Consider the following 25,875-nt stretch of genomic DNA (forward strand, 5'->3'; position numbering starts at 1 on the left):
AATAAGTTTGAACTACAAAACTTAGGCTTTTAGTTACAGTGTTTTCCATACATCGGCTTGTCCTGGCGTATCGCCTTGAGTCCACCAATTAGCGCGATAGCGCTGTCCTTGATAGATTATTTCTGCGCCCGCTTGATAGGCTTTTTTAATACTCCATGCTGCTGGATTAGTACCCCCCTCAACAAGCTCCCACGCACTTGAACTATCGGGCTGCTGACCTTGATTCCACCATTTAGCTAAGTAAACACGCTCTTGAAAACTCACTTTATCTGTTGCTTGATAAACCTCAGTAGTGCTCCAAGGCGCTATAGCAGGATCATTGATAACGCTGTCATTAACGGTGACAACAAACTCGGTTTGGGTCGTTAATTGGCCATCAGAAACAGATACCACAACGGTATAATCTGTAGGTGTTGAAACTTCAGGTGAAATTAAGTTGATATTGGCATCGCTACCGGTAAAACTCAGTGGTGCCGGTACTGACCAAGTATAAATTAACGCATTTTGCTCATCATCAAACGCATGTAAATGCACAGCCGTGGTGGTGTTTTCATCAACTACTAGGTTTTCTGGCTTACTAACAGTAGGCGCTGTATTATCAGGGGTGCCCTGCACGCTTAATGTATAAGTGTAATTTGGATTGCTGCCATAGACTTGGTTTGTTAGTACATCAGCGCTGTTAAATACAACATCACCAACTTGATTTTGCACACCAATCTGCACTAAATGCGCATAATCAAGGTTAAGTTGTGACGCCAACACTTGCTGCCAATTTGCTTGATTATCGGCATTGATTTTAAGTTGTTGATTAATCACCTCTTGGCCAGATTCATCAAATAAGCGAGCCCATACAGTGTCGCCTGCAATGGCATTTTGCCCTTGACGTACAAAGTACCCAAGGCTTGCCCACGCATTCGGATTGGTTGGAGCAGCGTCGTTTACAATATTTATATCACTACAGTTATAAAAGCCTTCACCCACAACATCGTTTCGTTGCCAGCGGCTGTACAAAATGGCATCACCGTTGCGTCCTTGTGGAATAGCCACACTCATTTGATAATAACGCTCACCATCGGTGTCTTTAATCACGTCAACATTTTGATGCTCCTGAACTAGCTCTAAGTCTTGCCAGTTCAATACATCAGTAGCGGCATTAAAAGTTGGCTTAGTTAAGTAAAACTGCCAAAAGCTGGGATTATGTGGCGTTGATGCAAGGTAACGAACTTGAATTTCACCATTAGCATTGGGCACTACGTCACTACGTTGCCAATGTGGTGATGGTAAATCCATACCGCGTTTGGCTGTATCGCCACCAGCACATAAAGTGCCGTTTGGTACACTGGCCTCAACTGCGGTTTGATTTAAATAGTCAGGAGTATTAACAGAAAATTCAATCGCTTGCACAAACTGCACCGTGCCGGATTCTAGATATGCTGATCGACAAGCAAGGTTAGGAATATTTGTGCCATCTTCTGGCCACCAGTATCCGCCATCATCTTGGCAAAATGCTTGGCGTGCTTTAGGACTATCCATATAACCATGTGCTTGTACTTGCGGTGCTAGCATACTCAGTAGCAAGCCACCTGCGATTGCAGATAGCGATAGTGTGTTAAGTTTAATTGATGCCATTATTTTATCCTTTCTAAGACTCAATACATGGGGCAAGCTCAGGCCTACCCCTCATTGTTTTTGAAAATTACAGGCTACAACTTAGGGTCCAATCTGCTGTTGCACCCGGCTCAGAGGTTGTCCACCACTTGGCTTTATAAACTGCGTTGTTATGCACCATTAGATCGCCGCCAGCAGCATGACTTGGGTTGCCCGCCCAGTCTGTTTGAGGGAAATTTGGATAAACAGGAATCGTGGCTATATCAACTCCTTCACACGTACCTACAGGGTCACCGCCACCGTTATCTGGATTGCCCGTGCCATCACCCGGTGTTGCGCCTGGTAGCATTGGGTATTCAGCTTTGAATGCGTAAGTTTTTCCATCTTTTTCAATGGTAAAGTTGCTAGGCCCAGTGATTGGCATGTAGTACATCACTTGTGCATTCACAGTTGCACCAGCGCTAAAGTCTTTTGGTTGACCGCCCCATTCATTGTTCAGTGTGATTGAGAAACGGTGGAACTCGTTCTCAAAACCGCCAATATTATTACCCGCTGCGTTCGAGCCATTTACTTCTACTGCCATGCCCAGTTTTTCTTGTGCATTCCAGTTGGATTTAAAAATAGCGGAGGTTGATACCGGTACATCAAATGAAATTTTTGCACCGCTTAAATCAAGGCTTGAGTTATTGGTAAACGCAAATGTTGGGCTGATTGGGTAGTTATCATCACCGACAGGGAAGTCTTTGGCTTCAAATGTGATATCTACAGCTTCAGCAGGCACTGTAAAGTTTGGATTTCCGCCATGTACATCATATGCAACACCGCTTTGATTAAACTTATCGTATGCAAGTGAAGTAAGCGTTGACCCCATGAAGTACTCGCCTTTTGCTGAGTCGTAATCAAAATCACCAGCAAGCTCCCAGAACATGATACCGCCAAGGCCGTTGTTAATAACATAATCAACTTTAGAGGCCATCGACTCTTCATCTTCTATCGACAGAAATACTTTTTTATCGGCATTCCAAAGCCAAGGTGCGACGGCAACACTGTCGTAATAACGTGTGTAAGAACCTGTTAAGCGATCGTCAGCATCGGTATCGGGGGTTAAGCCATACACTTCGAGGTAAGAGCCAACAATACCATTTTCGAGATTTTTAGCGTGCCATAAAGGATTTGAACCGGCGGGCATTTCTTGACCTGCGTCGTTCTTATCGTGCCAAAGGTTATCAATACCTAATGCACCATTACCACACTTGTTCTTTTCACCAACCCCTGTACCTGTGGCACAATCAGCTTGGTTTGGTAAAGCCGATTGACCCCATAGACCATTAGTTCCGCCCGACACATCTTTAAAACCTCGAGTATAATAAGGAATACCGATATTGATTCGACCGGCAGCCATTGCCCCTCGGAAATAACGAACCGCCCAATCGGTGTTTAAGTAACCAATCCCTTCAAATTCATTAGTGCCGTAGACGTTCCATTGTGTCAGTTCTGAGTCTAAACCGGTGTCAAATAAGGCAGCATTGTGCCCTACATGTGAGTTCCATGCGCCATGTAAGTCGTAAGACATAATGTTTACATAATCCAGATATTTAACCGCTTGAAAGGTTTCCATACCTCGTAATAAATAACCAGAAGATGGAGACGCAATAGTGAGTAAATAGTGCTTACCTGCTGCTTCACCTGCACGGTCTAGCTCTTCACGTACTTTTTTCATTAGCACTTGGTATGAGGCATTCAATCCTGCACGGCGCGCGTTGGATATAGGAAAATCATCGGGGTGACCTGAGTCGTTCATTGAAGATGGGTATTCATAATCAATATCAACGCCGTCAAATCCATATTTTTCAATAAAATCAACGGTGCTTTTTGCAAATGCATTAATACCTTCATAATTGACTGAGCCATCAGCATGGGTGGTCATGGTATAAAAGCCACCACTTTCAACGCGGCCGGTTTCATCAAAATACCCCCCCGTTTCAGCCCAGCCACCTACCGATACCAAGGTTTTAACGTGTGGGTGTTGTTTTTTGTATTTATTTAAAAGATTAAAGTGTCCTTTGTATGCAAACTCAGGATCCATTTCAGCGCCAATAACGCCTGGCCATTCCATGTTTGTAGCAGGATTATTTGCTGAATTAGGATCGCCAATAGATACTTTATTATTGGCATCAACATGCGCAAAGGCATAATTAATATGAGTAATTTTATCCCATGGAATATCATTAACTAGATAACTTGGTTGGTCATTAGCACCATTTCGCCAACTAGTAAAATAACCAATGACACGACGCGGGTGGTCAGCTCCCATAACTTCACGACCATCAGCATCATACACAGTACAATAAGGCGTATTAACACCGGGGGTTTGATATAACCCTTGTGGTTGACAATCAGTTACACCACTGCCGGGCGCTGCAGAGTCAACAACATTTAGGTTTTTTGTGGTTTGTGCTGTAGCCCCTTCGTTATCAGTCACTGTAAGTGTAAAGCTGGCTTGCCCAAGAGCTGTAGCCTGCCATGTATACTGACTAGTTGCTGATGTCGCTTGATGAGTATCATCACCATTTATAGCAAAATTAAGCGCGGTGATCTCACCATCGCTATCGCTACCTGAAAGCTCAAACACAACTTGTGAACCCACAATTAGCTGTTCAGGTAAGGTACTCAATGAAATTGATGCAACGGGTACTTGATTAACAGGATTAGTAACGTCATCTGCAACTGTTAAGGTATTGATGATTTGTAATGACTGCGCACCTTGATCATCCATTGCAATTGCACTTATTTGATGAGAACCCGCCACAGCTTGCCAATCAACGCTGTAAGGTGATGAAGTATCTGCAGCTAGAAAAATACCATCAACAAAAAACTCAACGGTGGTTACCTCTCCATCGTTATCAATTGCTTTCGCCGATATGACAACGCTGTCTTTATCGGTTAGTTGAAAACCGTCTGCAGGCATTAACTCGGTAATTACTGGAATTTCATTATCAATGACAGCGTTGTCACATAAACCCAAAATTTTCCAATCTTTATAATCACCAGCATTCTCCACTGGATTGGCTTGCGTCCACCAGCTAGCTTCATACGCTGTGCTTTGCGCTTGCACTTGATCTCCAGTAACGTGTGTCTGGCCTATTTGCCACTGTTCTAACGCACTGCAATCAATAGACGCGTGTACATTTAAACTAAGAAAACTTAACGATAAAGCACTTAGATTAAAGGCATTTGTTATTATTTTACGTGAGCTCATTGGCTCCTCCATTAACGATGTTTATACTCATTATTTTTTACCTTTCAGGTACAAACTTAACATGGATATCGTAAATATCAAGAAAATAATGCACAAATAACAAACAAAATAAATACAAAATAGTTACATTATAAAATTAACTAATTATTTATTACTATAAAATTAAGAAGGGATATTCCATAAAAAAGCCCAGCATTGCTGGGCTTTGAATGTCTAAGGGGTAAACGTTTTATTCAGAAAATGAAACCGTAATAATATTCGAACATACGTTTTCAGATACGCATAACTGATAGTCGTATGCCGGTAATGTTGCGTTACGCACATAATCACGGTAACGGCCATTATCTGATACGGTATCTACTAGTTCGCCATTTCGGTATAGGCTAAGTGACTCAGCCCCTACTTCTGCCCAGTTTAACTCAACACGCATAGTATCAAGACGTGACTTGTTAGCGCGTTTTAAGCTCAATTCAATTTCAACATCACTAACAACCACTGTTTGAGTGAATGTATCTGAGTTATTTTCACTATCCGTTACGGTTAATTCAACCTCATAACTTCCTGACTGAGCGTAAACATGTGTAGGATTTGGGTTTGTTGATGTTGAACCATCACCAAAGTTCCAGCTCCACTGTGAAATGTCATCATTTACATCACGACTTGTATCTACAAATGTAGCAGTTAAACCTTGTGCTGAAACACTAAAGCCAGCTTGTGGTGGTTGTGGGCTTACCTCACCAATAGCGCTAAATGTAAGTGACCAACCATTGATATTACCCGTATCTGCACCAGCTGTATCTTCAACATGAAGTGTCCAATCTCCGGTTGCCACTTCAGAATTAAATACGCTTGATGTAAATGACTTAACAATATCGTCTGCACTGCCACCTTCATTGCTTTGTAAAGTTACTTCTGTACCTTGCGCTGAAATAAGCGTAAGTACTAAGTCACCAGACCAAGTATGCGTAATATCCACATCAGCAGTGGTGCCAAAAATAGTTAAATCATCAGCAACCGTAATAACCGAGCTTGCGCCCTCTGGAGAATTATCTGGAATAGCGATGTTTTCATCACTGCTGTAAGTAAAGTCATTTAAACCAGCAGGTTGAAGCATTAAGCTAACAGTTTGTTCTTTAACTTGCTCGTCTGATGTTGCGGTAACAGTAAAGTCGTAATTTCCCCACTGAGTATCGCTGTTAGTTGCAACTGTTAGAACAACTTCATCGCCCGGACGAGCGGTAGTTGCGCTTAGTGATGCATCGGTAAGATCTGAAGCTAAAGCCAGTGAAACGTCACCTTCCCATTGTGCAATTGAGCCAATCGTAAAGGTATAAGTAACCGTATCACCTACAGTCGCTTGCTGAGAAACCGGCGATACAGATAATTTAAAGCCTGGAGTTGGATCAGCATCAATTAGCGCTTGGTTAACATTTAGACGTGTACCTGCAACCGTTTTACCATTTAATGCCGCATTAGCATCACCACTAGACATAAGTAATTCTTTAAGCTCTAGTGTTGTTAAATCAGGATTAACTGAAAGTACAAGTGCAGCAGCACCAGCTACATGCGGTGTTGCCATAGAGGTACCTGAATAAGTAGCATAGCTATTACCAGGAACGGTCGACAAAATACCTGAGCCAGGTGCGCCCATATCAACACTTGTTAGGCCCCATTGAGAAAAGCTAGACATATTATCTCTGCTATCAGTACTAGCTATCGATAATACGTTGTCGTTTTCATAATTAGATGGGTAGTGTGGATTTTGATCGTTATCAACCGCATCGTTACCCGCAGCAGCAACAAATAAAATATCAGCTTGCTCACTAGCCGTAATCGCATCAGCTAACGCTTGGCTAAAACCACCGCCGCCCCAGCTATTATTTAACACACGCAGATTAACACCCGCATTTTTAAGGCCAACCATGTAATCGATACACTTAATAGCACCAGAGGTAGAACCTGTACCATCTGCGGCTAAAAACTTACAACCAACAATAGAAACATCATGGTTTACACCAACAACACCGACACCATTGTTACCACTGGCACCGATTGTACCCGATACGTGTGTACCATGGCCTTCGTCATCCATCGGATCACCAACATCAGTAATTGCATTAATACCGTGAACGTCATCAATGTAACCGTTTCCGTCATTATCGATACCATCACCGGCAATTTCACCACTGTTTACCCACGCGTTCGCAGCTAAATCAGGGTGACTATAATCAACACCCGTATCAATAACACCTACTACAACATCACGACTACCTGTAGAGATCGACCATGCTTCTGGTGCATCAATATCGGCATCAGCCGTGCCACCAGTTTGGCCTTCGTTGTTTAAGCCCCATAAATCATCAAAACGAGGGTCATTAGTTGCGCTTGCTATGCTCACTCGGTAATCAGGCTCAACATACTCAATAGCTTGATGCGATTTTAAGCGCTCAATTGCTTCTTTAGCGCTCATTCCTGATATTTTAAATTTTGCGAGGCGGCCAGAAAATAACGAGGTGAAGTTATCATCAATTTCATCGTTATTTAGATCAGATATTTTGGCTTTTACTAACGAACGAGCTTGCTTACGCATTTCCGGCGAAGCATTCTTTTTATATTTAACAATAATCGAGTCACTGCTCGCAGTTACTTTTTGAGTTGTACTGTTAACATCAGGCAATTTAGCCGCAGCTAAACAAGGTAAAAGTGCAAGTGTAATAATAGATAATTTTGTTTTCATTGTTCTATCCGTAATTAAGTTAACTTAGCTTTACTAAGCGAAATATTTACGTTTATGAATTTAAGTAATCACGTGGCAAGCGTTAAGAAAACGGGTAATCAGTCACTAACTCAAGTAAAAAAAGCAAAATCAGGAACAAAACCATTATTTTTAACTAGAAATACAGTAAAAAAAACATTAATAGCAGCCATTTTAATGAATTAAATAACTTATTTTTAACATAGCATTAACCCATTATTTTTTACTGGTTTTTTATGTAAATAGATAGAAAATACAAATTAAACGAGTAAGTAATTGAAATTTATAAATTTAAATTACCATTAAAAAAGATGATTCAAAATGAACTCATTGAAGAATACAGTGACTGAGCAGTTATGAATTAGTGAATGGCAAACCACCTTACCAAGTACTAATGACCAAACCCTAGTTCATATTTAAAACAGCATTTTACGTTTAAGAATAAAAAGCTAATCACACATTATGGCAGCACGGCATGCTGCAACGAAAATACCTTTTTAAAACTTAATAAATAATCAAGGTATTTTATTTTATCTTTCAAGGAGAATAATAATGAAATTGAATAAATCACTTTTAAGCTGTGCAATTGCAATTGCAATGGGCGCCAGCTTTACAGCAAACGCAAACACAGAAACAAAAGCAGGTTCAACTTCTGAGCTTGCAGCTAAAGTATCTGTAAGTAGCATTGAGAATGCTGTAACAGTTAAGCAATCATTTTCTGACAACACGGCATTAGTCTCTCAAGATGGCGATGGCAATACTGCACTAGCTACTGAAATCGGTAACAACAACGATGTTAAAATAGCTCAATTACAAAATGGTAATTACGCCGAAGTTGAAACAACAGGTGATAACAACCAACAAACTTATGCACAAGATGGTGTTGCTAATGGTTTCATTACGCGCATAACGGGTGATAACAACGGCGTTTATGTTTCTCAATTCGGCCAAGGGTTATTTCAAAACAATGAAGCAATCAATATTATCACTGGTAGCGACAATAATATTGACGTTGAACAAGGAAATGGCGGTCACTGGTTTTACAACATGGACATGAGAGGTAATGGTAACGAAATTATTTCATCTCAGTCTGGTATGTGGCAAGAATTTGAAGTACTTAGCTTATCAGGCGATGAAAACATTATTGAAATTGAACAAACAGACACCTGGAATGAATTTAAAATAGGCTCATTACGCGGTAACGAAAATGAGATTGACGTTAGCCAAGATGGTTCACGTAACATCATTACATTTATTGATATTGCTGGTGATGACAACGAAATAGCTATTGAACAAAGCAGCGGTGATAACAATACCATTACTTTTGCAGCCGTTACTGGTAATGATAATGAAATAAAACTAGACCAAGAAGGTTCGAATAATGCTATTGAGTCTGGTCTTTTTGACGGTTCATTCAATGAAGTAACAGTTAATCAAATTGGTGATGAAAACCTTGCGACTACTGAGCTAATGGGCGATAACAATGAGCTTACAGCAATGCAAGTTGGTAACACTAATGAAGCATACATGGGTGTGATTGGTTCAAATAATGAATTTACAGTAACCCAGGTTAGTGATTTTAACTCGGTTCATTTAGCTAACTTTAATGGTAGCGGTAACGATGTTGATCTTAGCCAATCAGGTGGCGATGAAAACGCAATTTTAGTGCAGTCTTCATACCCTGATGTTTCTCTCACTTCAAACGATAACGATATTGATGTTAATCAAGTCGGTAATCAAAATGAGGCGATTGTTACACTAGCGGGTATCCTTGATAGTAACGCAAACCAAATTGATATTGCTCAAAATGGTGATATTAACGTTATTGACTTAATGGTAGAGGGCAGTAATCACTCTATTGATATTGCACAGCAAGGCGAAGGTAACTGGGTAGGTGGAACTGGAGATTCAGCGTTTTTATTAGGCGGTGAAAACGTTTCATTCTCTGTTACTCAAACCGGTAACTACAACACTGTTGAAGGTAACGTAATTGGCTTTAACAGTACATTCTCTGTCACTCAACTTGGTGATGGTAATACAGCAACAATTACACAAATGTAATTGATGAGACGGGGAGAGTAACCCTCTCCCTTATTTTAACTATGAAAAATAAACAATATATCTATCTTTTTATACTTTTAACTTTTTTTACTCCTTTGAGTAATGCCAGTGCTGATTTAGAAATCGATGGATTATTACTAAACAAAAGTATTAGTCGCTTTGGGTATCAATTTTACAGTGAATTTTCAAATTATTGGCGTGAACTGCCTTCAACAGCTGGCTTTAATGTAGAAATAAAAGAAACGGTTATACCCCGTGCTGGTACTAAATTAGTTTTAATAATGAATCATAAGATTATTTATGCAACCCATTTGGGACGAAAGTTAGAGCCTTTGGACGAGCGAGTAGAGCAAGCAGTGCACTCTGTAATGGACGCTATGGCGCGATCGAATATGCAAACAGCGAGTCCTGATATGGCATTGAATGGATGGTAACAATGAAAAAAATAGCATTAACAATAATAACAACTTTAAGCTTTTCAGTCTCCGCAACTGAAATTATTTATACCCCTATTAACCCGAGTTTTGGTGGCAACCCTCTCAATGCCAATATGCTGCTTAGTAAGGCACAAGCACAAAATAAACATAAAGCGCCGGTTGTCGAAAAAGGGTATGCAGAGCAGTTTCAAGATTCATTAGAGCGGACATACTTAAATCGAATGGTGAGAGAAATCACCGACATGGCTTTTGGGGAAAATATTGAAGACAGTGTTTTTAATCAAGACTCCATTTTTATGAGTGGTGATTATCAAATAGAAGTGATCACCAGTACAACCGACACTATCACGGTTAGAATAACAAATGTAATTGATGACTCGGTTGTGGTTATCGAAGTACCGAGGTTTGGATAATGTATAAATTAATAATAATAACAATCGCTCTTTCTCTTAGTGGTTGCTCTACTATGGGTAATTTAATCCCTCCGTCAAAACAAAGTGCGGTAACGTTAGAGCCAACAGATGTCTTTTCTGATTTAAAAAGCTTACCTAAACCTGCGGGCAGCATTCCAGTCTCGGTTTATTCATTTCGCGATCAAACTGGTCAATATAAGCCACAAACTAATGTTAGCTCGTTTTCAACGGCCGTCACTCAAGGTGCAAACTCTATTCTAGTGCAAGCATTACATGAGTCTGACTGGTTTACGCCGGTTGAACGTGAGGGTCTACAAAATATTTTAACAGAGAGAAAAATAATTAGAGCGGCACAAGCGACTAATCCTAATCAAGGCGAGCTACCGCCGTTAACCACTGCGAAAATCATTTTAGAAGGCGGTATAATTAGTTACGACACCAATGTAAAAACGGGTGGCTTAGGAATGGAATATTTTGGTATTGGCGCATCAGAGCTATATCGTGAAGATGCAATATCAATCTATTTACGTGCCGTAGATGTAAGAACTGGCCAGGTACTATTATCAGTAGCCACCAGCAAAAAAGTATTGAGCCAAGAAATGCGAGCAGGTTTTTTTAGGTATGTTAGCTATAAACGTCTGGCGGAAGCTGAGGCGGGCTTTAGTGATAATGAACCAATGAGCATTTGCGTAACGCAAGCAATAGAAAAGGCGCTTACAGATCTTATCACCAAAGGTATTGATAAAGGCTTATGGGCTAAACAGGCAACTTAACCTACTCTTGCAGATGGCCACAACGTCATTGATGTGGCCAAACAAATAACGATTAGCTCTCAACGGGTAATAATACTGAAATATATCTTTGCGCCCAATTGGCCAATTCAACTCTATTACGCGAATTAGTTTTTTTAAATGCGCTATAAAGGTGAGTTTTAACAGTGTGGTCGCTAATGTTTAGTTTGTCCGCTATTTTATTATTACTCGCTCCTTGTGCTATTAAATGAATAACCGACTTTTCTCGTTTAGTTAAATGTTTATAGTCAGCTTCATTTAACGTGATATCTTCGCTTAAGGAGCTAAACGAAGAGGCCACACTTAGAATATCATTAAAGGCCTTAGAGATTACTTTACGAGTAAACCAAAGCTCACCAGTAGAAATTCTTACTAAGCCTTTAAATATATCTTCTGCTGCTGCCGATTTATAAAATACCCCATTAAAATGATTAAGTAATAAGTTTTTTTCACATACTTGCTCTAGTTCTACATTAAAAAGCACAACCTTATACTGTTTAGCCAAACAAATTAAATCTGCTGGGATCAAGTCCTGCCAATCATTTTGAGATCCATCAATTAGAAAAATGTCATAAGCACCACGCTGATCAATATGTGGGATAGTACTGTCCATTTTTATATCACCAAAAATGGCTTGAAGTGTTCTTAAAATAACTGTGTAGTTTTGAGAATGGAAAGACGATTGAAGCGTTGTCTTAATAAAAGCCGAGCTTTTTTGCAACATATAACTCATCCTTGAAACATTAGATTTACAACAATCGTTACATTACCTAAATTAACTACAAAACACAATGCTCTTTTGGTATAAGCCAATGAGTTTAGTTACCCTATAAAAGGGTATAAAAGCGTGATGTAACACCGTTAGTCCAACCAAATCCTTGTTGTACTTGATATTCACCCCCGCTGGCTTTTTGTTGCGGTGTGCATACGTTATATTTCTCCAACAAGCATTTATTTTCAATAAAATCTTGTTCTACCATTGTTAGCCAGTTTTTCATTATGCGTGTAGCTAATTGATCAATACCATAATTACGCAAGCCTTTTACCGCAAACCATTGTAATGGAGCCCAGCCATTCGGGCTGTCCCATTGTTGTGGAGTATCAACAACCGTTGTTACAATACCACCTACTTTTAAAAACTGCTTGCTCAATACGTTTGCAACCAGTTCAGCTTGCTGTTGCGAGGCTAAATTAACAAAAAGCGGGGTACTTGCCGCTGCACTTAAAATAGCAGACGGCTTAGATAGCTTATGATTATAATCAACAAAAAAACGCTTCTCATTACTCCAAAGATATTGATTAATAAGCGACTTTCTTTTTACAGCATAGCCGCTGTACGTTTGTGATTGTTGCTCATTACCAAGCAATTTAAAGCATTCACTAAGCTGATTTTCTAAATTGTACAGTAGGCAATTTAAATCTATGGGTACAATATCTGTCGTTTGAATTGAGCTTAGTAAGTTTGACTCGGCTAACCAGCGCGAGCTAAAGTCCCACCCAGATTCGCACGCAGCACGAATATTACGATAAAACTCAGATTTTTTATCATCGCTAAATCCTGATGCAAGCGCTAAGTCTTCTCTTAATGACTCTGCGCGAGGAGCCGCCTCATCATCCCAATAGCGATTTAATACCCCACCACATGGCATTGTTACTACGCGTTTTACACTTGTTTGCGCATCATCGAGTGTATCTGCTCCTTGCATCCAAAATGCGTGCTCTTTTCTTAAAGCTTCAACACACAATTTAAGCCAAGCTAAATTATGTGTTTTACTGTGAGTGTGCTGCCATAAAAGCTCAACCATCAGCGCTAAAATCGGCGGTTGTGAACGCGATAAATAATAACTGCGGTTACCATTTGGAATGCAGCCGTAATCGTTAATTAAGTCTATGAAGTTTTGTAGCATGTCTTCTACTACATCACTTTTATCTGCATCAATTAAACCCAGCGCAGTAAAGTAACTATCCCAATAATAAATTTCTTGAAAACGTCCACCAGGTACAATATAGCTGTGCTTTAAAGCGAGTAAAGAATTAGCTTTGGGTGTATCGGCTTCACGTCGAAGGCCGCTCCACAGTGAGTTTATGTAGCCTTTTACACTTGTGGTATTTGCAGCCCCTTTCATTGTTAATAAAGGTGTTGTTATAAAATGCGCATCAACAAAGTCTCTTAATTGAGTTTTATCAAGGGGTGCTATTTGCTCATACTGTTTACAGGCACTTTGCCAATCAACACGCGCTGTTGCATCAGCAAACGTTTTACAGTCGCTAAATATGTGCTGTGTTTGTACATCTTTAAATAATTGGCTATTAAAAAAACTCATAACTGTCCTAATCTATTAACTATTGACTGCGTGTTGTGAAATGGCATGGGTGCGTTTTTTAAAAATAATCACGCTAATAAAAATTAAACTAATGGGCACAAGTGAAAGATAAAAAGCATACTGGCCACTAAAGTGCTCAAATACATACCCGGTTATCACCGACCCTGTGGTGCCACCAAGTGCTGAAAACACAACGATTAACCCTGTCATTGCAGCATGTTGATGCTTTTGAAGCGCACTGAGCATGACTGAGTTGAGTACCGGATAAATGGGCGCCATAAAAAAGCCAATTAATGGCAAAACAAACGCCGCCAGAGGCGCATCAAATAAACTATTCACCTCGCTTTTAGGTAAGTTTTCCGTTAGTGGTAAGGTAATAATGATCAATGCAGCCATAGCAACTAAACAACAGCTAAGTACTACAAACCAATGAATATGCTTTAATACTTGGCCCGCCACTAAGCGCCCAAAAGCAAGAGCTGCGGCAAAAATACTCGCTAGTTGAATACTAATGGCTACTGGTAATTGCAAAACTTGATTATTAAATGTAGGCAACCAAGTCCCTACCCCTTGCTCGATTAACACATACAAAAATGCACTAATAATAAAAATCAGCACTAACGGTTGATAGGTAAGTTTGAGCATAGCAATAAAGTCATTCCAACCCGAGTTGCTTTTTTGACCTTTGATAGCAGGCTTTATTGGTGCTATTACGACACTGATAATCACCAAAAGCGTAAGCGCTGCTAATACGTAATAAACGTTCAACCAGGCATTGCTATCAACAGGGTCTATAAATGCGGTGAATACCCAATAGCCACTTAATACGCCCACCATAAAAATGCCTTCTATGGTGTTCAGTAATGATGAGTGACTATTTGCATCCTCAGTCACTTGGCCAATAATTGAATAAACCGACACCTTAACGACCGCAAAACCACAACCCACAGCAGCAAATAACACTTTAAACATGTAAAAGTCACTTATTACAGCCGTACTCAAACACGCTATAGCGACAACTATCAGTGCTAGCAGCATTGCAAGCTTGTAGCCTAAACGTGGTATAAATGAAGCAACAACAAATGACATTATTGCAATAGATAAGTCTTTAAACCCCTCTAAAACCGAGGCTTCGGTTTTGCTTACTCCTAATGTGTTTATAGCCTGCAAAATAACAGTGCCTACGCTATTTAATAATATTGCGAAAATAAAATAGCTTGCAGCAATTGCCAGTGTGATTTTTATTTTACTCATTGCGTGCCTCGTTTATAGCGACATAGGCCATAACGTTTATAAAGCAAATTACCCATAGCTGGTAAATTACCGTGTGTGTTAGTCAGTGAATCCTGAGTTTAGAGTAGAATAAATATCATTGCAATCGTTTGCATTTTAAATTTAACAATTAATATACATGCATACTAGATTAACGTTTGCTTGACTGGCGAGTAATTAATTCTATATCAATAACTTGTGATTCGACTTTTTCACCTGAAAACTGCTGTATTAACTTTTTAACTAACAAAGTCGCAGCAAATTGGGTGTTTTGTTTAATTGTAGAAAGTGAAGGATGGCTGATATCAGCCATGGCAATGTCATCAAATCCAACCAGAGCCACATCGTTGGGAATACTCACATAGCGCTCTTTCAGCGCTTTCATCGCCCCCAGTGCAACCATGTCACTACAGGCCATAATCGCATCAAAATACAACCCTTTTTCACGTAATAACTGGTTAATTGCTTGATACGCAGAGCGACTGGTAAGATCAATGGATATAACATGCTGCTCAAGTTTATGGGTAGAAAGTGCAGCAGCGTAACCACGATGCCTTTCACTAATTTCACCATGCTCAGGATCGCCTAAAAATAAAATATTTTTAGCACCGTGTTCTATTAAATGAGCGGTCGCTTGCATTCCTCCTAAGTAGTTATCGCTGCCGACAATAGGATAATTGCTTTGTGTTTTTGGATCCCCCCATACAACTAAAGGAATACCTGCATCGGCAGCCGCTTCTATATTAGTTTGGTTTTTTCCTTGCCCCACAACAATAATGCCATCTGCTCGGCGGCCATTAATAAAGTAATTAGCCCAGTCATCTTGCGCCATAATAGAGTTAGATAACAACAACTCTAACCCCTGTTGATTAAGCGCAAGGTTAATTTCGCTCACTACCTTGAGTAAAAATGGATCGCTGATTGATTGCTCGGTTTGCTCATCAAGATTAATAATGACGGCAACAACATTGGTCTTTTGCGTACGCAAACGGCTAGCCGCCGTGTTAAGGCTAAAATTATGTTTTTTTGCAAGCTGCTGAAGCTTGTCGCGGGTTTCTTGCTTAATGAGCGGGTTATTATTCAGCGCGCGCGAAACCGTTGAGGTAGACACCCCAGCAAGCTTTGCTAAATCAGCTAATTTAATTTTTTTATTATTCATAAAACCCTAAACGCTCCACTGCGGCTGTTGCTATATCTAACTTACTGACAATATAGCATTATTATTTTTTACTGGCTTGCCCATTAACTCAAAAATTACGCTCTTGTGTAATTACGCTCAATAAAACAACAGCCCTTATTAATAAATAATTTACAAATAAATATTGCAAACGTTTGCATTTATCTCTAGAGTTTCAATTTATACAGCCTGTTTACATTAAAATTTAATCAACCTCGCTGTAATACACACTGTTTAACACACTAAAAACGGGATCTCACACATGAAATTCAATAGAGCAAAAAGCATGCTAGCCTGTGCAATTACTTTAGCCCTAAGCACACACGCTGCTCTTGCAGCAGAACAAGCAAAAGAAAAAAAAGTTGAGCGAATTGTCGTTTCTGGTACACCCGCAGGTGTTGGGATCAGAAAGATTGATGCCAGCTACGCTGTAACAAATATTGATTCATCACAAATTATAAAATTATCACCTAAAAGTACTGCTGACTTATTTAAAGCCGTTCCCGGTGTGTGGGTTGAAAGCTCTGGCGGTGAGTCTGGTGCCAACGTATTTGTGCGTGGGTTTCCAGGAGGTGGTGATGCGCCATTTTTAACACTCAGTATTGAAGGCTCGCCAGTTTACCCCGCGCCTACTCTTTCATTTTTAGAAAACTCATCGTTATTTAGAATCGATGAAACGATTGAAACAATGGAAGCACTGCGTGGTGGTCCTAATCCTGTGCTATCCAATGGTCAGCCTGGTTTAACAACCAACTTTAGATTAAAACGTGGCAGTGAAGATACTCAAGGCTTATTTAAATACACCACCTCAGATTACGACTTACAGCGTGTTGATGCTGTAGTAAGTGGTGAAATCACCGACGACCTATATTTTATGGTAGGCGGCTATGTTAAAAGCTCACCGGGTATTCGTGATGCAGGCTTTACTTCTGAAAAAGGCAGCCAATTTACAATTAACATTACTAAAGAGTTAGACAATGGCGAGCTTAACTTTTATACCCGTCAAACAGACGATCATGGCGCATGGTACTTACCAACACCACTCAATGTTAATGGCATTGATGCTGAATATACCCAACTTGGCACACTAAACCGTCAAGCGACGATTTTTACCGGCCCAAATGCGCAACCACACGACATTGACCTAGGTGATGGCCGAGGATGGGATGGCCATGTATCCGGCGGTAGTATTAAACTTGAATTTGATAATGGCTGGCAATTTATTGATCGCTTCAATATTACCAAAGGCGATGCCAATACATTTGGCCTAGTACCTAATGGTTCAGCAACAACCGTTGGTGAAGTGGCCGACAATGGCCAAACGGCATTCGGTGCGGTAACTGATACCGAATACGCTAGTGATACCGCGATTCAGCAACTGGGTCGCTGGGTAGTATTAAAAGAAATAAGCTCGTTTACTAACGACTTAGCCTTTTCAAAGCAATTTGGCGATTTATCGGCCACTTTTGGTTATTACACCGCAAGCACATCTGCGAGTGATTGGTGGAGCTTAGGTAATACGGCGTATCACGTGCTGGAAGCCGGTGGTGAATTATTAAATGGTATTGAATGTAACCAAAACACTGACGGGTGTGGTTTTAATTACGATATTAGCTCAACAGGCGATGCACGCACCAATGCCCTTTACTTTACAAGCCAATATAAATTTGCAGATGCATTTACGCTTGATTTAGGTGTACGTAAAGAAAACCATGATGTGCAGTACAGTGTTGATGAAGACCTTGACGGTATTATCACTAAAACTGTTGATTACGATGAAAGTAAAACCTCATGGACAACTGGTCTAAACTATTCAATTAATGACGACATGGGCGTGTTTGCCCGTGTTAACCGTGGTTATAAAATGCCATATTTTGATGACTTTAGAGATAACTTTGGCGCATACCAAGGGGGTGAAAAACTAATTAAAGAAGTAACGCAGGGCGAACTAGGTTACAAGCTTATTTCAGACTCTACCGACTTCTATGCCACCTTTTTTGTCAATGAAGTAAAAGGCGATACCTTTGTAAGTCGCCCGGGTGTGCCGGCTGAAATTTTAACCAACGAAGCGTATGGTGTTGAACTTGATTACAACTTTAATCATGAATCTGGCTTTTCTGTTAATTTAAATACCACATTACAACAAACCGAAATAACTGAAAGTCCAGAAAATAAAGGCAATGAAGCACAGCGCCAGCCTAAATGGCAAGTACGCGTAACACCAAGCTATGACTTTGAAGTAGACGGCATGTACGCCACTTTATATGGAACAATTTCAGCGGTGGATGACCGCTTTGGTAATAACGAAAACACCGTGACACTTGATGGATACGAAAAAGTAGACTTAGGTTTAATTATTGAACCAATGGAAGGCATTAAACTGCAATTAGCCATAGATAACCTAACCGACGAGCAAGGCATCACTGAAGGCGACCCACGCAATGCCGACGCCCCCAATGGCCGTTACATTATGCCGCGTACAACACGCTTAAGCGTTAGTTACGCATTTTAATACACTCCCTAAGCAAAAAATTAAAGCCGCTGTGTTTAGGGTCTGTTGATCTTTCAAGGTTAAATTTGCAGCAGTCTGTTTGGTATTTAGGCAAGGCAGAGCCTATGTGGTGTGGTTATTCCCCATAAATAGGCGATAACGCAGCATCAATACCAAACAGACGCTGCCCTTCGGGTTCTGCCTAGGGGCGATTTACTCTTTGTTGCCTACATGGATGTAGGTAAGGGGCGTGAGCAGGACGCGGAAGCTTTGCTCGGCTTTTACTTAGCCCACTAGGTTACAATCCGAGCGCCGCGATTAAACCGCCCCTAGTTTAAACAAATTTTAATCCGCAAAGGTCAACAGACCCTAGTACACGGCGGCTTTTTTTATTATAGGTGTCAAACTATTTGCAAGCTCTTTATGCGCACTAACGGGTAAGTGTATGCCCTCTTTATTACATGGCTTTATCAGCGGATAACAATCTAAAAACACACATGCGTGACGATCAGCGACAGCTTTGAACTCAATGGATAATTGTTCAGCTTTTATACCTGCACCTGCGTAAATACTTTTATAACTTCCAACCTCATAAACCTCTGGCGGGCTTATAATGATTATCTTTGATATTGTTTTACAATGATAAAAGGCTTTAATGGCTAAAATTAACTCCTCAAGCGCTTTGCCAATATCGATAGCAGACAGTGCAAAACGTGCTTTTAAGTCATTGGTGCCAAGCTGAATAATAACAACATCAACAGTGTGCGCTTCCAGATACGGTTTTAAATATTTAATGCCCGATTTATCTCCCATAAACGGGGGGTTATTGACTAAAGTACGATTAGGCTCCCCGGCTTCAATCACTTCAAAGCCGGTGCCCAACTGCTGCTTTAATAAAGTAGGCCAGCGTTCAATTTCGCTCAGCCGTTTGCCATCAACAGGAGAAATACCAAAGGTATTGGAATCACCAAAACACAGAATATTCATTAAAACGGATTCAATGTATAGCCTTGTTGCTGTAACTGCGCATGCGTAGTCATCGCAGAAAGCGCCATTTTCACCCCAGGTATAAGCTGATCTGCTGCTACCTTCATATGCATTGCCGACTGCCCGCATACATATACCTGCGTGTTATTAGCAAGCAGCTGTTTAATTAAAGATTCGGTTTTGTTATCTTTTTCAAACCGAGCTTTATAATCACTGTTTTGCAGTACATCAACGCTGGCTCCACCGTGTACCACCAGCGCAAGCTGAATATTTTCTGGTTTTACGCCGTGAGCCACATGCATATTAATAAATCGCGCTAACGAATTAATATGATTATTTTGCGCGCCCTTTTCAGCGCCTTTACCTACATCAAAAGCTATCTTAAACTGCGCTTGGCTTAAATCAGACACATGCTCGGGCACATTATAAAAATAACCATAGTCTTTAATAACAGGCGCAGGCTCTGCAGCAAGAGTACTAAAGCTAGCCAAAAGTAAGCTTGAGCCAATAAGTAACGTTTTCATACATCATCCTTTTTACTTTTTGTTTAGCCTAACGCTATTTAACGTGATTAACTAGCCTGAACATGTGAATGCGCTTTAAAAGTCATTCCTAAATAATTAAAGGTATGTTTAAACATATCGATAAATGCATCTGGCGCAGAGGGAGATGCGGCATTAGACAGCAGTGAAAACTGCTTTTGACGTAAAGTTCTAAGCTTCGGTTTTAACGCCTCATCATCCATATAATCTGTGATCCTATCAATAAATGCTTTCATTTGTGGCGTAGTGTTATACCAGTACACAGGCGATGCGAACACCCAATGTTCGTAGCGAAGTAACACTTCAAACAAATTATAAAAATCATCATTGTGATACTGCTTATCGTAGCGATAAGGTGAAATAACATAATCATCTAAGCAAAAAACAATGCCGCTTTGTTGCTTACTATAGGCATTAACTTGCGCGGTAGTATTGCCATTTTTACGACCACTTGAATATATGATTGCAATATTGTGTGCTGATTTTTCTTGCATTGGGTTAGCTCCTTTTTTTATGATGGAGCAAAGCTTAAAACCTCAAGTTAAGTTCAGGTCAATAAAAAATAATTTAATTTTTAAAAGGAATTAAAGTGATGGCGGTACAAAAAAAGCTTACTGAAGCCAACTTAACGGTTGGGTTTGTCGCTAAACGCAGTGGCGTTAAGGTATCTACACTGCACTTTTACGAAAATAAAGGGCTAATACGCAGTTGGCGAAACAGTGGCAACCAACGACGCTTTAAACCAGATGCACTAAGGCGAGTCGCAGTTATAAAAGCGGCACAAGCGATGGGGATCACGCTGGAAGAAATTAAACAAACACTGGCAACGTTACCAGAGCAGCGCACACCTACCCAAAAAGACTGGTCTGCACTTTCAAAACAATGGCAAGCACAGCTTGATGAGCGCATTGCTTATATGCAACGTCTACGTGAGCGGGTTGATGGCTGTATTGGCTGTGGGTGTTTATCAATGAGTAAGTGCCCTATTTATAACAAAGACGACCACTTAGGTGAAACCCAAAGTGGTGCCATTTTGTTAGAGCGAGATTAAGGCTTATAAGACCTTAATCTAGACCATTTAAGCCTTCTCGGGCAGCGCGATATAATGCCCCTAGAGTTGAATCAAATACCGATTTAATAAAACTGTAAGTCAGCTCTACGGCTTTACTAATAACTTTGCCAGCAAACACTAACATGTGGCCGAGTAAACCTAAGGTTTGTGTTGCAAATGAAGCTGACGCTTTGGCTATTTTATCAAGCGTTCGCGCGAGCATATCGTAAAAAGTTAAACCTGTACCTATGGCTGCTTGCGCCGCAACAGCACTGTAGTAGCCCGAATCTTTTAATAAGGTAACTAACGCAGCGCCAAGTTTATCTGCCCAATGCGAACTAAATGAAGCTTGATTTCTGTCTTCAAACTTCAAACGTACCGGCGTGCTTAAAAAGTGGTTTGCTTTTACAGTTAAATTACCCCAATCATTACTGTTTGCAGTATTAACATAGCCTGGCGTACCACTTAACTTGTGTGCTGCGCCTTTAAGGCCCTGACCATTATCAAGACGAATTTCTTGGCCATTGTAGGGCGCATGTGAAAATGGCCACAAAGGCACTTTTGTAACTGGATCAGCGCCGTGTGTACAGCGGTATATTTTATCAATACGAGAAGTGGCAGCCCGTGAAAAGTTATCAAGCCCCACTCTTGGTGAGCCGAACGTATATAATTTAACCGGCAACGAATACTCTGCTTTTATCCAATCGGCTGAAAGCGTAGCCAATGCCCCACCTAAACTATGACCAACAATGTGCACACAGCCGGTCATTTTATCTCTTATATTTGCAGCAACGAACTCTTGTAGTGCAGGTTTCATACTATAAAAGGTTTTATTAAACCCAGCATGTACCATACTTCCGTTAGAGCCACCGCTTAACCCAAAATGTGCATCTGTTAGGCCATCTCTAAGAGAAGCCGTCCCACGAATTGTGATTACTGAATCACCCTGATACAGCCCTTGGCCATGCCCTAGCAAACCAAAACCAGTGCTTAAACCAAATAAATGAGAGAAAAAACCACCAGATATTCCTTGCACTGCTTCAGGGCTCACCCCAAAGTTAAAGCTACCTCGCAGAGAAGGATGCAAAGAATTATTAAGTAACGTGGTACTTTTAATACTCTTTGCTTTATAAGCAAGCAAAGCAACTTGTACAGCTTGTGTAGGAGTTAAAGTATTCATAAAATTCCCTTTAAATGATTATGTTAAAAGTTACATTTTACATGCACCATATATCGTAAAGAAATGCTCTGGCGCTTCTTCTATAGGTATGTCGTATGTTTGTGGCTCTTCGGCAATATCACACTCTAAGTTAGCGAGTAAGTTTTTTAGGGTATCACTCCCCTCGTGCATAGACACGGTTGTGTACCAAAGAACAACGCCCTCAGGCGTGCCATTTTCTAGGTAAACATGCTGAACCAGTGATTCATTATCAAACATGTTTGCAGGCTTACTCGTTTTTATAGATTTTTCTGTGAAGGTAAAAAAACCATTTTCATCGGTTATTGCTTCATCTTTATATTCATCACCATAAGTAAGCGCACGTACAACCTTAGTATTTGCAACAGGCTGCCCTTTATCTAACAACTGCCCCTTCATCGGAGCCGATAAAACAAAATCCTGTTTATTAAAAAAACCAAACATATCTGCACAAGCCTGTGTTGTAGTAAAAATAATAGTAATAGATATAATTACCAAAAAGTAAGCTTTAAAACGTGATAACAAAATATACAACTCCCAACTATTAGCCTCAAAATACACGTGTCGTATTGCTATTTAATGACGTTTTAAACTCTTAACTATCAGCGTTAATGAAATTACCATTTCAACTAAAATTTATTCTAATTGGGTACAAAGCGCACTGCAAGCATTTAGAGCAAAAAACAAGCAATAAATCATTCCCTAAAAAAACAATTCATAAACAAGCTTACATATAATGCTAAACCCAAGTCCCATCATTAATATATAGCCATATAAAATAGCAATAGCGCCACCCGATGCATCCCCTATTTTGTCTATTTCAATACATGTAGAGCACACTATAAAAAAAATAAAAAAGTTAGCAATTAAGCCTAATATATAAGCTTCGCCAAATAGTGGGGAAATACCGACTAATATAGCGCTTAGCATAATAAGTATGCCTGAAAGCGCCTCTTTCAAAGAAAACTTGTACTCAATAATTTTGAGCACTAAGGTCACTACCATTAATGCTAAAAAATAAACCGTAGGTTTAAATTGGCTGTATAAATAATCCACACTAAACATTTGGCTAATCGTCAATGAGGGCTCTTTAGCTGGGCTTAAATCTTCTGTTATCGCGCTTGAAGCGTCATCGGTAAAAAAATACGCTACCGCGACAATAATTAATTTTATCATTCCAAAAAAGATAAAACTGGCGACCATAAACCCTATTGAGTCATCTCTGGTTAATCGCTTGTTTGCTTTGCTTTCTACAATTTTAGCTAGCAATACACCCAATAAGCACACACTACCTAAATAAAGCAGCGCGACCCAAAACTGATCAAGGTAAAAAACCGATAAGCCAGGGGCGATAAATAAAAACATTGAATCTTCATTATCTAACGAGCTTTTTGGCTCAACGCTATATTTTGACTGTTTAAAAAGTGCTAAATAAACAAATAATGGCTGTAAAAACAGCATTAAAATGCAGGTGTTTATAAGAGTCATTTATCATCCTTGATTACAGCCAACACACTGCGCCGAGAGTATTGGCAATTACGAAACTAATTAAAGGTTTATTTTTTGAAGATAGGTTTTAAGCTTTAATAAGCCCGACTCGAGCTCAAACTTTTGTATTTTAGGGTTTTTAAACTTAAACCCGTTTGAAATATGAGTATTGATCATCGTCGCCATGCCTTCAAAACCCGCAGGGGCAGTTGCAACTAAATCGCTCAGTAATGGCTGAATAAGCTCTTGATGCTCTTCAATTTTAGTTGGATCCTCGTAAATATCGTATACAAGGTTGGTTAGTGTTTGTTGGTGTTGTTGTTCCATAATAATTCTATAACGCCTTAATTTGGCGTTTATAGCTCCTTTTTATTTCAATTAAATCTGTCATGCGAATATCAAAGTATCAATTTTACTAAAATTGCATTTTATTGTTCTGAGTCAATAGATATTCCCGCTTCTCGCATTTGTTTTTTTAATATAGCTTCTTTATTTTCTTTATAATTACTTTCATCTAAAAAGCGTTTCTGTTTAGCTGCGTTTTCAATATCACCTAACTTTGTATATATCAAATATAGTGCTTCATGGGTTCTGGTTACTCTCATTTTCTCTTCTTCAATACCTTGGTTTTCATTTAAGTATTGACTATATAAAGCAATCGATTTATGTAGGTTTTTAGTAACAAAACGCCCAGACTCATATGCAAAAGCCAATGCTAAAATTCCATCAGGATCACCATTTTCAGCATGTACTTGAGCCTCCGTGATATAACGGCTTCCATCACTTGTATGTAAACCTACAACTTCTAGCGCCTGCCAATACCCCATTTCGTATGCTTTTTCGCACCATTTTTCAAGCTGTCTAGGCGCATACATTAGGCTTTTTTGGCATTGAAGTATCACTGTGTTTTTGGATAACTTAGGATCATTAATATCATGCTTTGGAAATAAAGTTCCAGCAAATGAGTCGGAACATAATATAAGTATAAAAAAAGTATAAATTAACTTTTTCACTACTATATACCTTTTACTATCGAGGTATTTTCAGGCAGGTGTACTTGATAAGATTTTACTGCAGTTTGAAATGGAAAACCTTCTCGTGAAAAATATTGCTTTTTAAGATTACCCTTTTCATCAGAATAACCCTCACAACTTCTTTGTGAGTAACAAGCAGTACCACCAATAAAGTCAATAAATCTAAGTTTTAGCGTGCCTTCCATTTTCACAAGTGTATCAAGACCTTCTTGATATTTAGTTGATCTAACAGCATGCCAACGATGCATAAAAGCAACAACGCGATTTTGATTAGTTTGATTTAAAATATTACTTATATTTTGAGCCCAAACCATATTTCTAATGGTGTGACTATTAAAACAATTACCTGCTAATGAATTATCATAATCACACGATTTATCAATAACCTCCATCTCATCCAAAGTCAAATCAAGCGCAATTATTTTTAAGCCTACTTCCCGAGCGGCTTTAACCAGCTCGCCATATGCTTTAGGAACTAAATAACCCCAAGCCCAATTATCATTAAAATATTGCTGAATTACATTAAACCCTTTACCTGTTCGTTGATAAAACTCTATTTTTTCTTGCATAGAACGAGGTAACATTTCAATTGCAAAATGGGTAAAGCCAGCTGTTTTAAGTTGCCTAAGTGCTTTTATGGCTTCATATTTGTAGATTGCGGGATTGTGGCTTGATTCGCCTAACATAACTAAACGCGCATTGCCGGCCATTGTTCTGTAATTTACATCCGTGTTTATTTTATTCATTACCTATCCTTGTTTTTTATTTAAATTTTCAAAACACCATCTATAAGATTCAATAGCGTTATTATTCTCAGAGCTGTAAGGAGCAACTGCATATTCATAGCTCATTGCAAATAAAAGTTCTTGTGCAGTGAAGTTACATTCTTCACTTTTTGAATAACATTCCTTTACTCCACGCCATAATGACATTGCGCGGCTAAAATACTCGTCACCCCATTTTTCTCTATGTTCCTTTATATTTCAA

23 protein-coding genes are annotated in these 25,875 nt (G+C 39.6%); 6 read left to right on the top strand and 17 right to left on the bottom strand.

The genetic code is table 11. From position 1 onward, the window contains the following. Positions 1–33 precede the first annotated feature (33 nt). The 3 genes from N523_RS0102730 to N523_RS0102740 all read right to left on the bottom strand — a co-directional run bounded on the left by N523_RS0102730 (position 34) and on the right by N523_RS0102740 (position 7,604). On the bottom strand, positions 34–1,629 hold the full coding sequence (locus N523_RS0102730; RefSeq protein WP_028834211.1) for a lytic polysaccharide monooxygenase: 1,596 nt from the start codon (positions 1,627–1,629) through the stop codon (positions 34–36). A gap of 67 nt (positions 1,630–1,696) precedes the next feature. Beyond that, positions 1,697–4,867, bottom strand: coding sequence for a glycosyl hydrolase family 18 protein (locus tag N523_RS0102735; protein ID WP_028834212.1), 3,171 nt, complete (start codon positions 4,865–4,867; stop codon positions 1,697–1,699). Between the two features lie 229 nt (positions 4,868–5,096). Beyond that, on the bottom strand, positions 5,097–7,604 hold the full coding sequence (locus N523_RS0102740) for a S8 family serine peptidase (protein ID WP_028834213.1): 2,508 nt from the start codon (positions 7,602–7,604) through the stop codon (positions 5,097–5,099). A gap of 570 nt (positions 7,605–8,174) precedes the next feature. On the opposite strand from N523_RS0102740, the gene N523_RS0102750 reads away from it, so the two are divergent. From N523_RS0102750 to N523_RS0102765, 4 genes are read left to right on the top strand one after another with little or no spacing between them, the layout of a single operon-like run. Further along, positions 8,175–9,683 carry a curlin gene (locus N523_RS0102750; RefSeq protein ID WP_028834214.1) on the top strand — a complete coding sequence of 503 codons (1,509 nt, stop codon included), beginning with the start codon at positions 8,175–8,177 and terminating at the stop codon, positions 9,681–9,683. Between the two features lie 41 nt (positions 9,684–9,724). After that, a complete protein-coding gene (locus tag N523_RS0102755) occupies positions 9,725–10,117 on the top strand; it encodes a curli production assembly/transport protein CsgE (protein ID WP_016900116.1) in 393 nt (130 codons plus the stop codon). After that, positions 10,111–10,533: a curli assembly protein CsgF gene (locus N523_RS0102760; protein ID WP_016900115.1), complete on the top strand. Its 423-nt coding sequence runs from the start codon at positions 10,111–10,113 to the stop codon at positions 10,531–10,533. Before N523_RS0102755 ends, N523_RS0102760 begins: the two co-directional genes overlap by 7 nt. After that, positions 10,533–11,306 (top strand): CsgG/HfaB family protein, encoded by a 774-nt coding sequence (locus N523_RS0102765; protein WP_024602690.1) that lies wholly within the window; start codon positions 10,533–10,535, stop codon positions 11,304–11,306. Before N523_RS0102760 ends, N523_RS0102765 begins: the two co-directional genes overlap by 1 nt. A gap of 52 nt (positions 11,307–11,358) precedes the next feature. On the opposite strand, the gene N523_RS0102770 is transcribed toward N523_RS0102765, so the two are convergent. The 4 genes from N523_RS0102770 to N523_RS0102785 form a co-directional block, all read right to left on the bottom strand. Continuing rightward, complete coding sequence (locus tag N523_RS0102770; protein ID WP_013462996.1) at positions 11,359–12,048, bottom strand: response regulator transcription factor; 690 nt, start codon at positions 12,046–12,048, stop codon at positions 11,359–11,361. A gap of 103 nt (positions 12,049–12,151) precedes the next feature. After that, positions 12,152–13,648, bottom strand: coding sequence for an alpha,alpha-trehalase TreF (gene treF / locus N523_RS0102775; protein WP_028834215.1), 1,497 nt, complete (start codon positions 13,646–13,648; stop codon positions 12,152–12,154). 15 nt (positions 13,649–13,663) lie between these two features. Then, positions 13,664–14,902, bottom strand: a complete 1,239-nt coding sequence (locus tag N523_RS0102780; protein WP_028834216.1) for an MFS transporter — start codon at positions 14,900–14,902, stop codon at positions 13,664–13,666. A 169-nt stretch (positions 14,903–15,071) separates the two neighbouring features. Further along, the gene (locus tag N523_RS0102785) at positions 15,072–16,079 is read right to left on the bottom strand and encodes a LacI family DNA-binding transcriptional regulator (protein ID WP_010389326.1); all 1,008 of its coding nucleotides are present in this window, start codon (positions 16,077–16,079) and stop codon (positions 15,072–15,074) included. Positions 16,080–16,359: 280 nt separating this feature from the next. Between N523_RS0102785 and N523_RS0102790 the strand changes: the two genes are divergently transcribed. Beyond that, positions 16,360–18,609 (top strand): TonB-dependent receptor, encoded by a 2,250-nt coding sequence (locus N523_RS0102790; RefSeq protein WP_028834217.1) that lies wholly within the window; start codon positions 16,360–16,362, stop codon positions 18,607–18,609. 348 nt (positions 18,610–18,957) lie between these two features. Here N523_RS0102790 and N523_RS0102795 read toward each other — a convergent pair whose 3' ends face one another. Genes N523_RS0102795 through N523_RS0102805 form a run of 3 tightly spaced genes read right to left on the bottom strand, consistent with a single transcriptional unit; the run spans position 18,958 to position 20,611 of the window. After that, positions 18,958–19,575 carry a GDSL-type esterase/lipase family protein gene (locus N523_RS0102795; RefSeq protein ID WP_028834218.1) on the bottom strand — a complete coding sequence of 206 codons (618 nt, stop codon included), beginning with the start codon at positions 19,573–19,575 and terminating at the stop codon, positions 18,958–18,960. Then, positions 19,575–20,099 carry a DsrE family protein gene (locus N523_RS0102800; protein ID WP_028834219.1) on the bottom strand — a complete coding sequence of 175 codons (525 nt, stop codon included), beginning with the start codon at positions 20,097–20,099 and terminating at the stop codon, positions 19,575–19,577. Before N523_RS0102800 ends, N523_RS0102795 begins: the two co-directional genes overlap by 1 nt. Before the next feature lie 47 nt (positions 20,100–20,146). Further along, positions 20,147–20,611 (bottom strand): flavodoxin family protein, encoded by a 465-nt coding sequence (locus N523_RS0102805; RefSeq protein ID WP_028834220.1) that lies wholly within the window; start codon positions 20,609–20,611, stop codon positions 20,147–20,149. Positions 20,612–20,709: 98 nt separating this feature from the next. Between N523_RS0102805 and soxR the strand changes: the two genes are divergently transcribed. Next, positions 20,710–21,168, top strand: a complete 459-nt coding sequence (gene soxR / locus N523_RS0102810; RefSeq protein ID WP_028834221.1) for a redox-sensitive transcriptional activator SoxR — start codon at positions 20,710–20,712, stop codon at positions 21,166–21,168. A 13-nt stretch (positions 21,169–21,181) separates the two neighbouring features. Here the strand turns inward: soxR and N523_RS0102815 are convergent, their stop codons facing one another. The 7 genes from N523_RS0102815 to N523_RS18865 form a co-directional block, all read right to left on the bottom strand. Then, entirely contained in the window at positions 21,182–22,348 is a 1,167-nt protein-coding gene (locus tag N523_RS0102815; protein WP_028834222.1) for a lipase family protein, read from the bottom strand. A gap of 30 nt (positions 22,349–22,378) precedes the next feature. Further along, complete coding sequence (locus N523_RS0102820; RefSeq protein WP_028834223.1) at positions 22,379–22,891, bottom strand: DUF6795 domain-containing protein; 513 nt, start codon at positions 22,889–22,891, stop codon at positions 22,379–22,381. Positions 22,892–23,068: 177 nt separating this feature from the next. Beyond that, positions 23,069–23,854, bottom strand: coding sequence for a hypothetical protein (locus N523_RS0102825; protein WP_028834224.1), 786 nt, complete (start codon positions 23,852–23,854; stop codon positions 23,069–23,071). Between the two features lie 60 nt (positions 23,855–23,914). Continuing rightward, entirely contained in the window at positions 23,915–24,181 is a 267-nt protein-coding gene (locus tag N523_RS0102830; RefSeq protein WP_010389341.1) for a hypothetical protein, read from the bottom strand. 101 nt (positions 24,182–24,282) lie between these two features. Continuing rightward, positions 24,283–24,867: a hypothetical protein gene (locus tag N523_RS19195; RefSeq protein WP_051440300.1), complete on the bottom strand. Its 585-nt coding sequence runs from the start codon at positions 24,865–24,867 to the stop codon at positions 24,283–24,285. 2 nt (positions 24,868–24,869) lie between these two features. Then, the gene (locus tag N523_RS0102840; RefSeq protein ID WP_028834225.1) at positions 24,870–25,634 is read right to left on the bottom strand and encodes a ChaN family lipoprotein; all 765 of its coding nucleotides are present in this window, start codon (positions 25,632–25,634) and stop codon (positions 24,870–24,872) included. A 3-nt stretch (positions 25,635–25,637) separates the two neighbouring features. Continuing rightward, on the bottom strand, positions 25,638–25,820 hold the full coding sequence (locus N523_RS18865) for a hypothetical protein (RefSeq protein ID WP_231485751.1): 183 nt from the start codon (positions 25,818–25,820) through the stop codon (positions 25,638–25,640). Positions 25,821–25,875: the final 55 nt, after the last annotated feature.

This window comes from Pseudoalteromonas sp. 23_GOM-1509m, from assembly GCF_000518425.1.
GTDB lineage: Bacteria > Pseudomonadota > Gammaproteobacteria > Enterobacterales > Alteromonadaceae > Pseudoalteromonas > Pseudoalteromonas tetraodonis.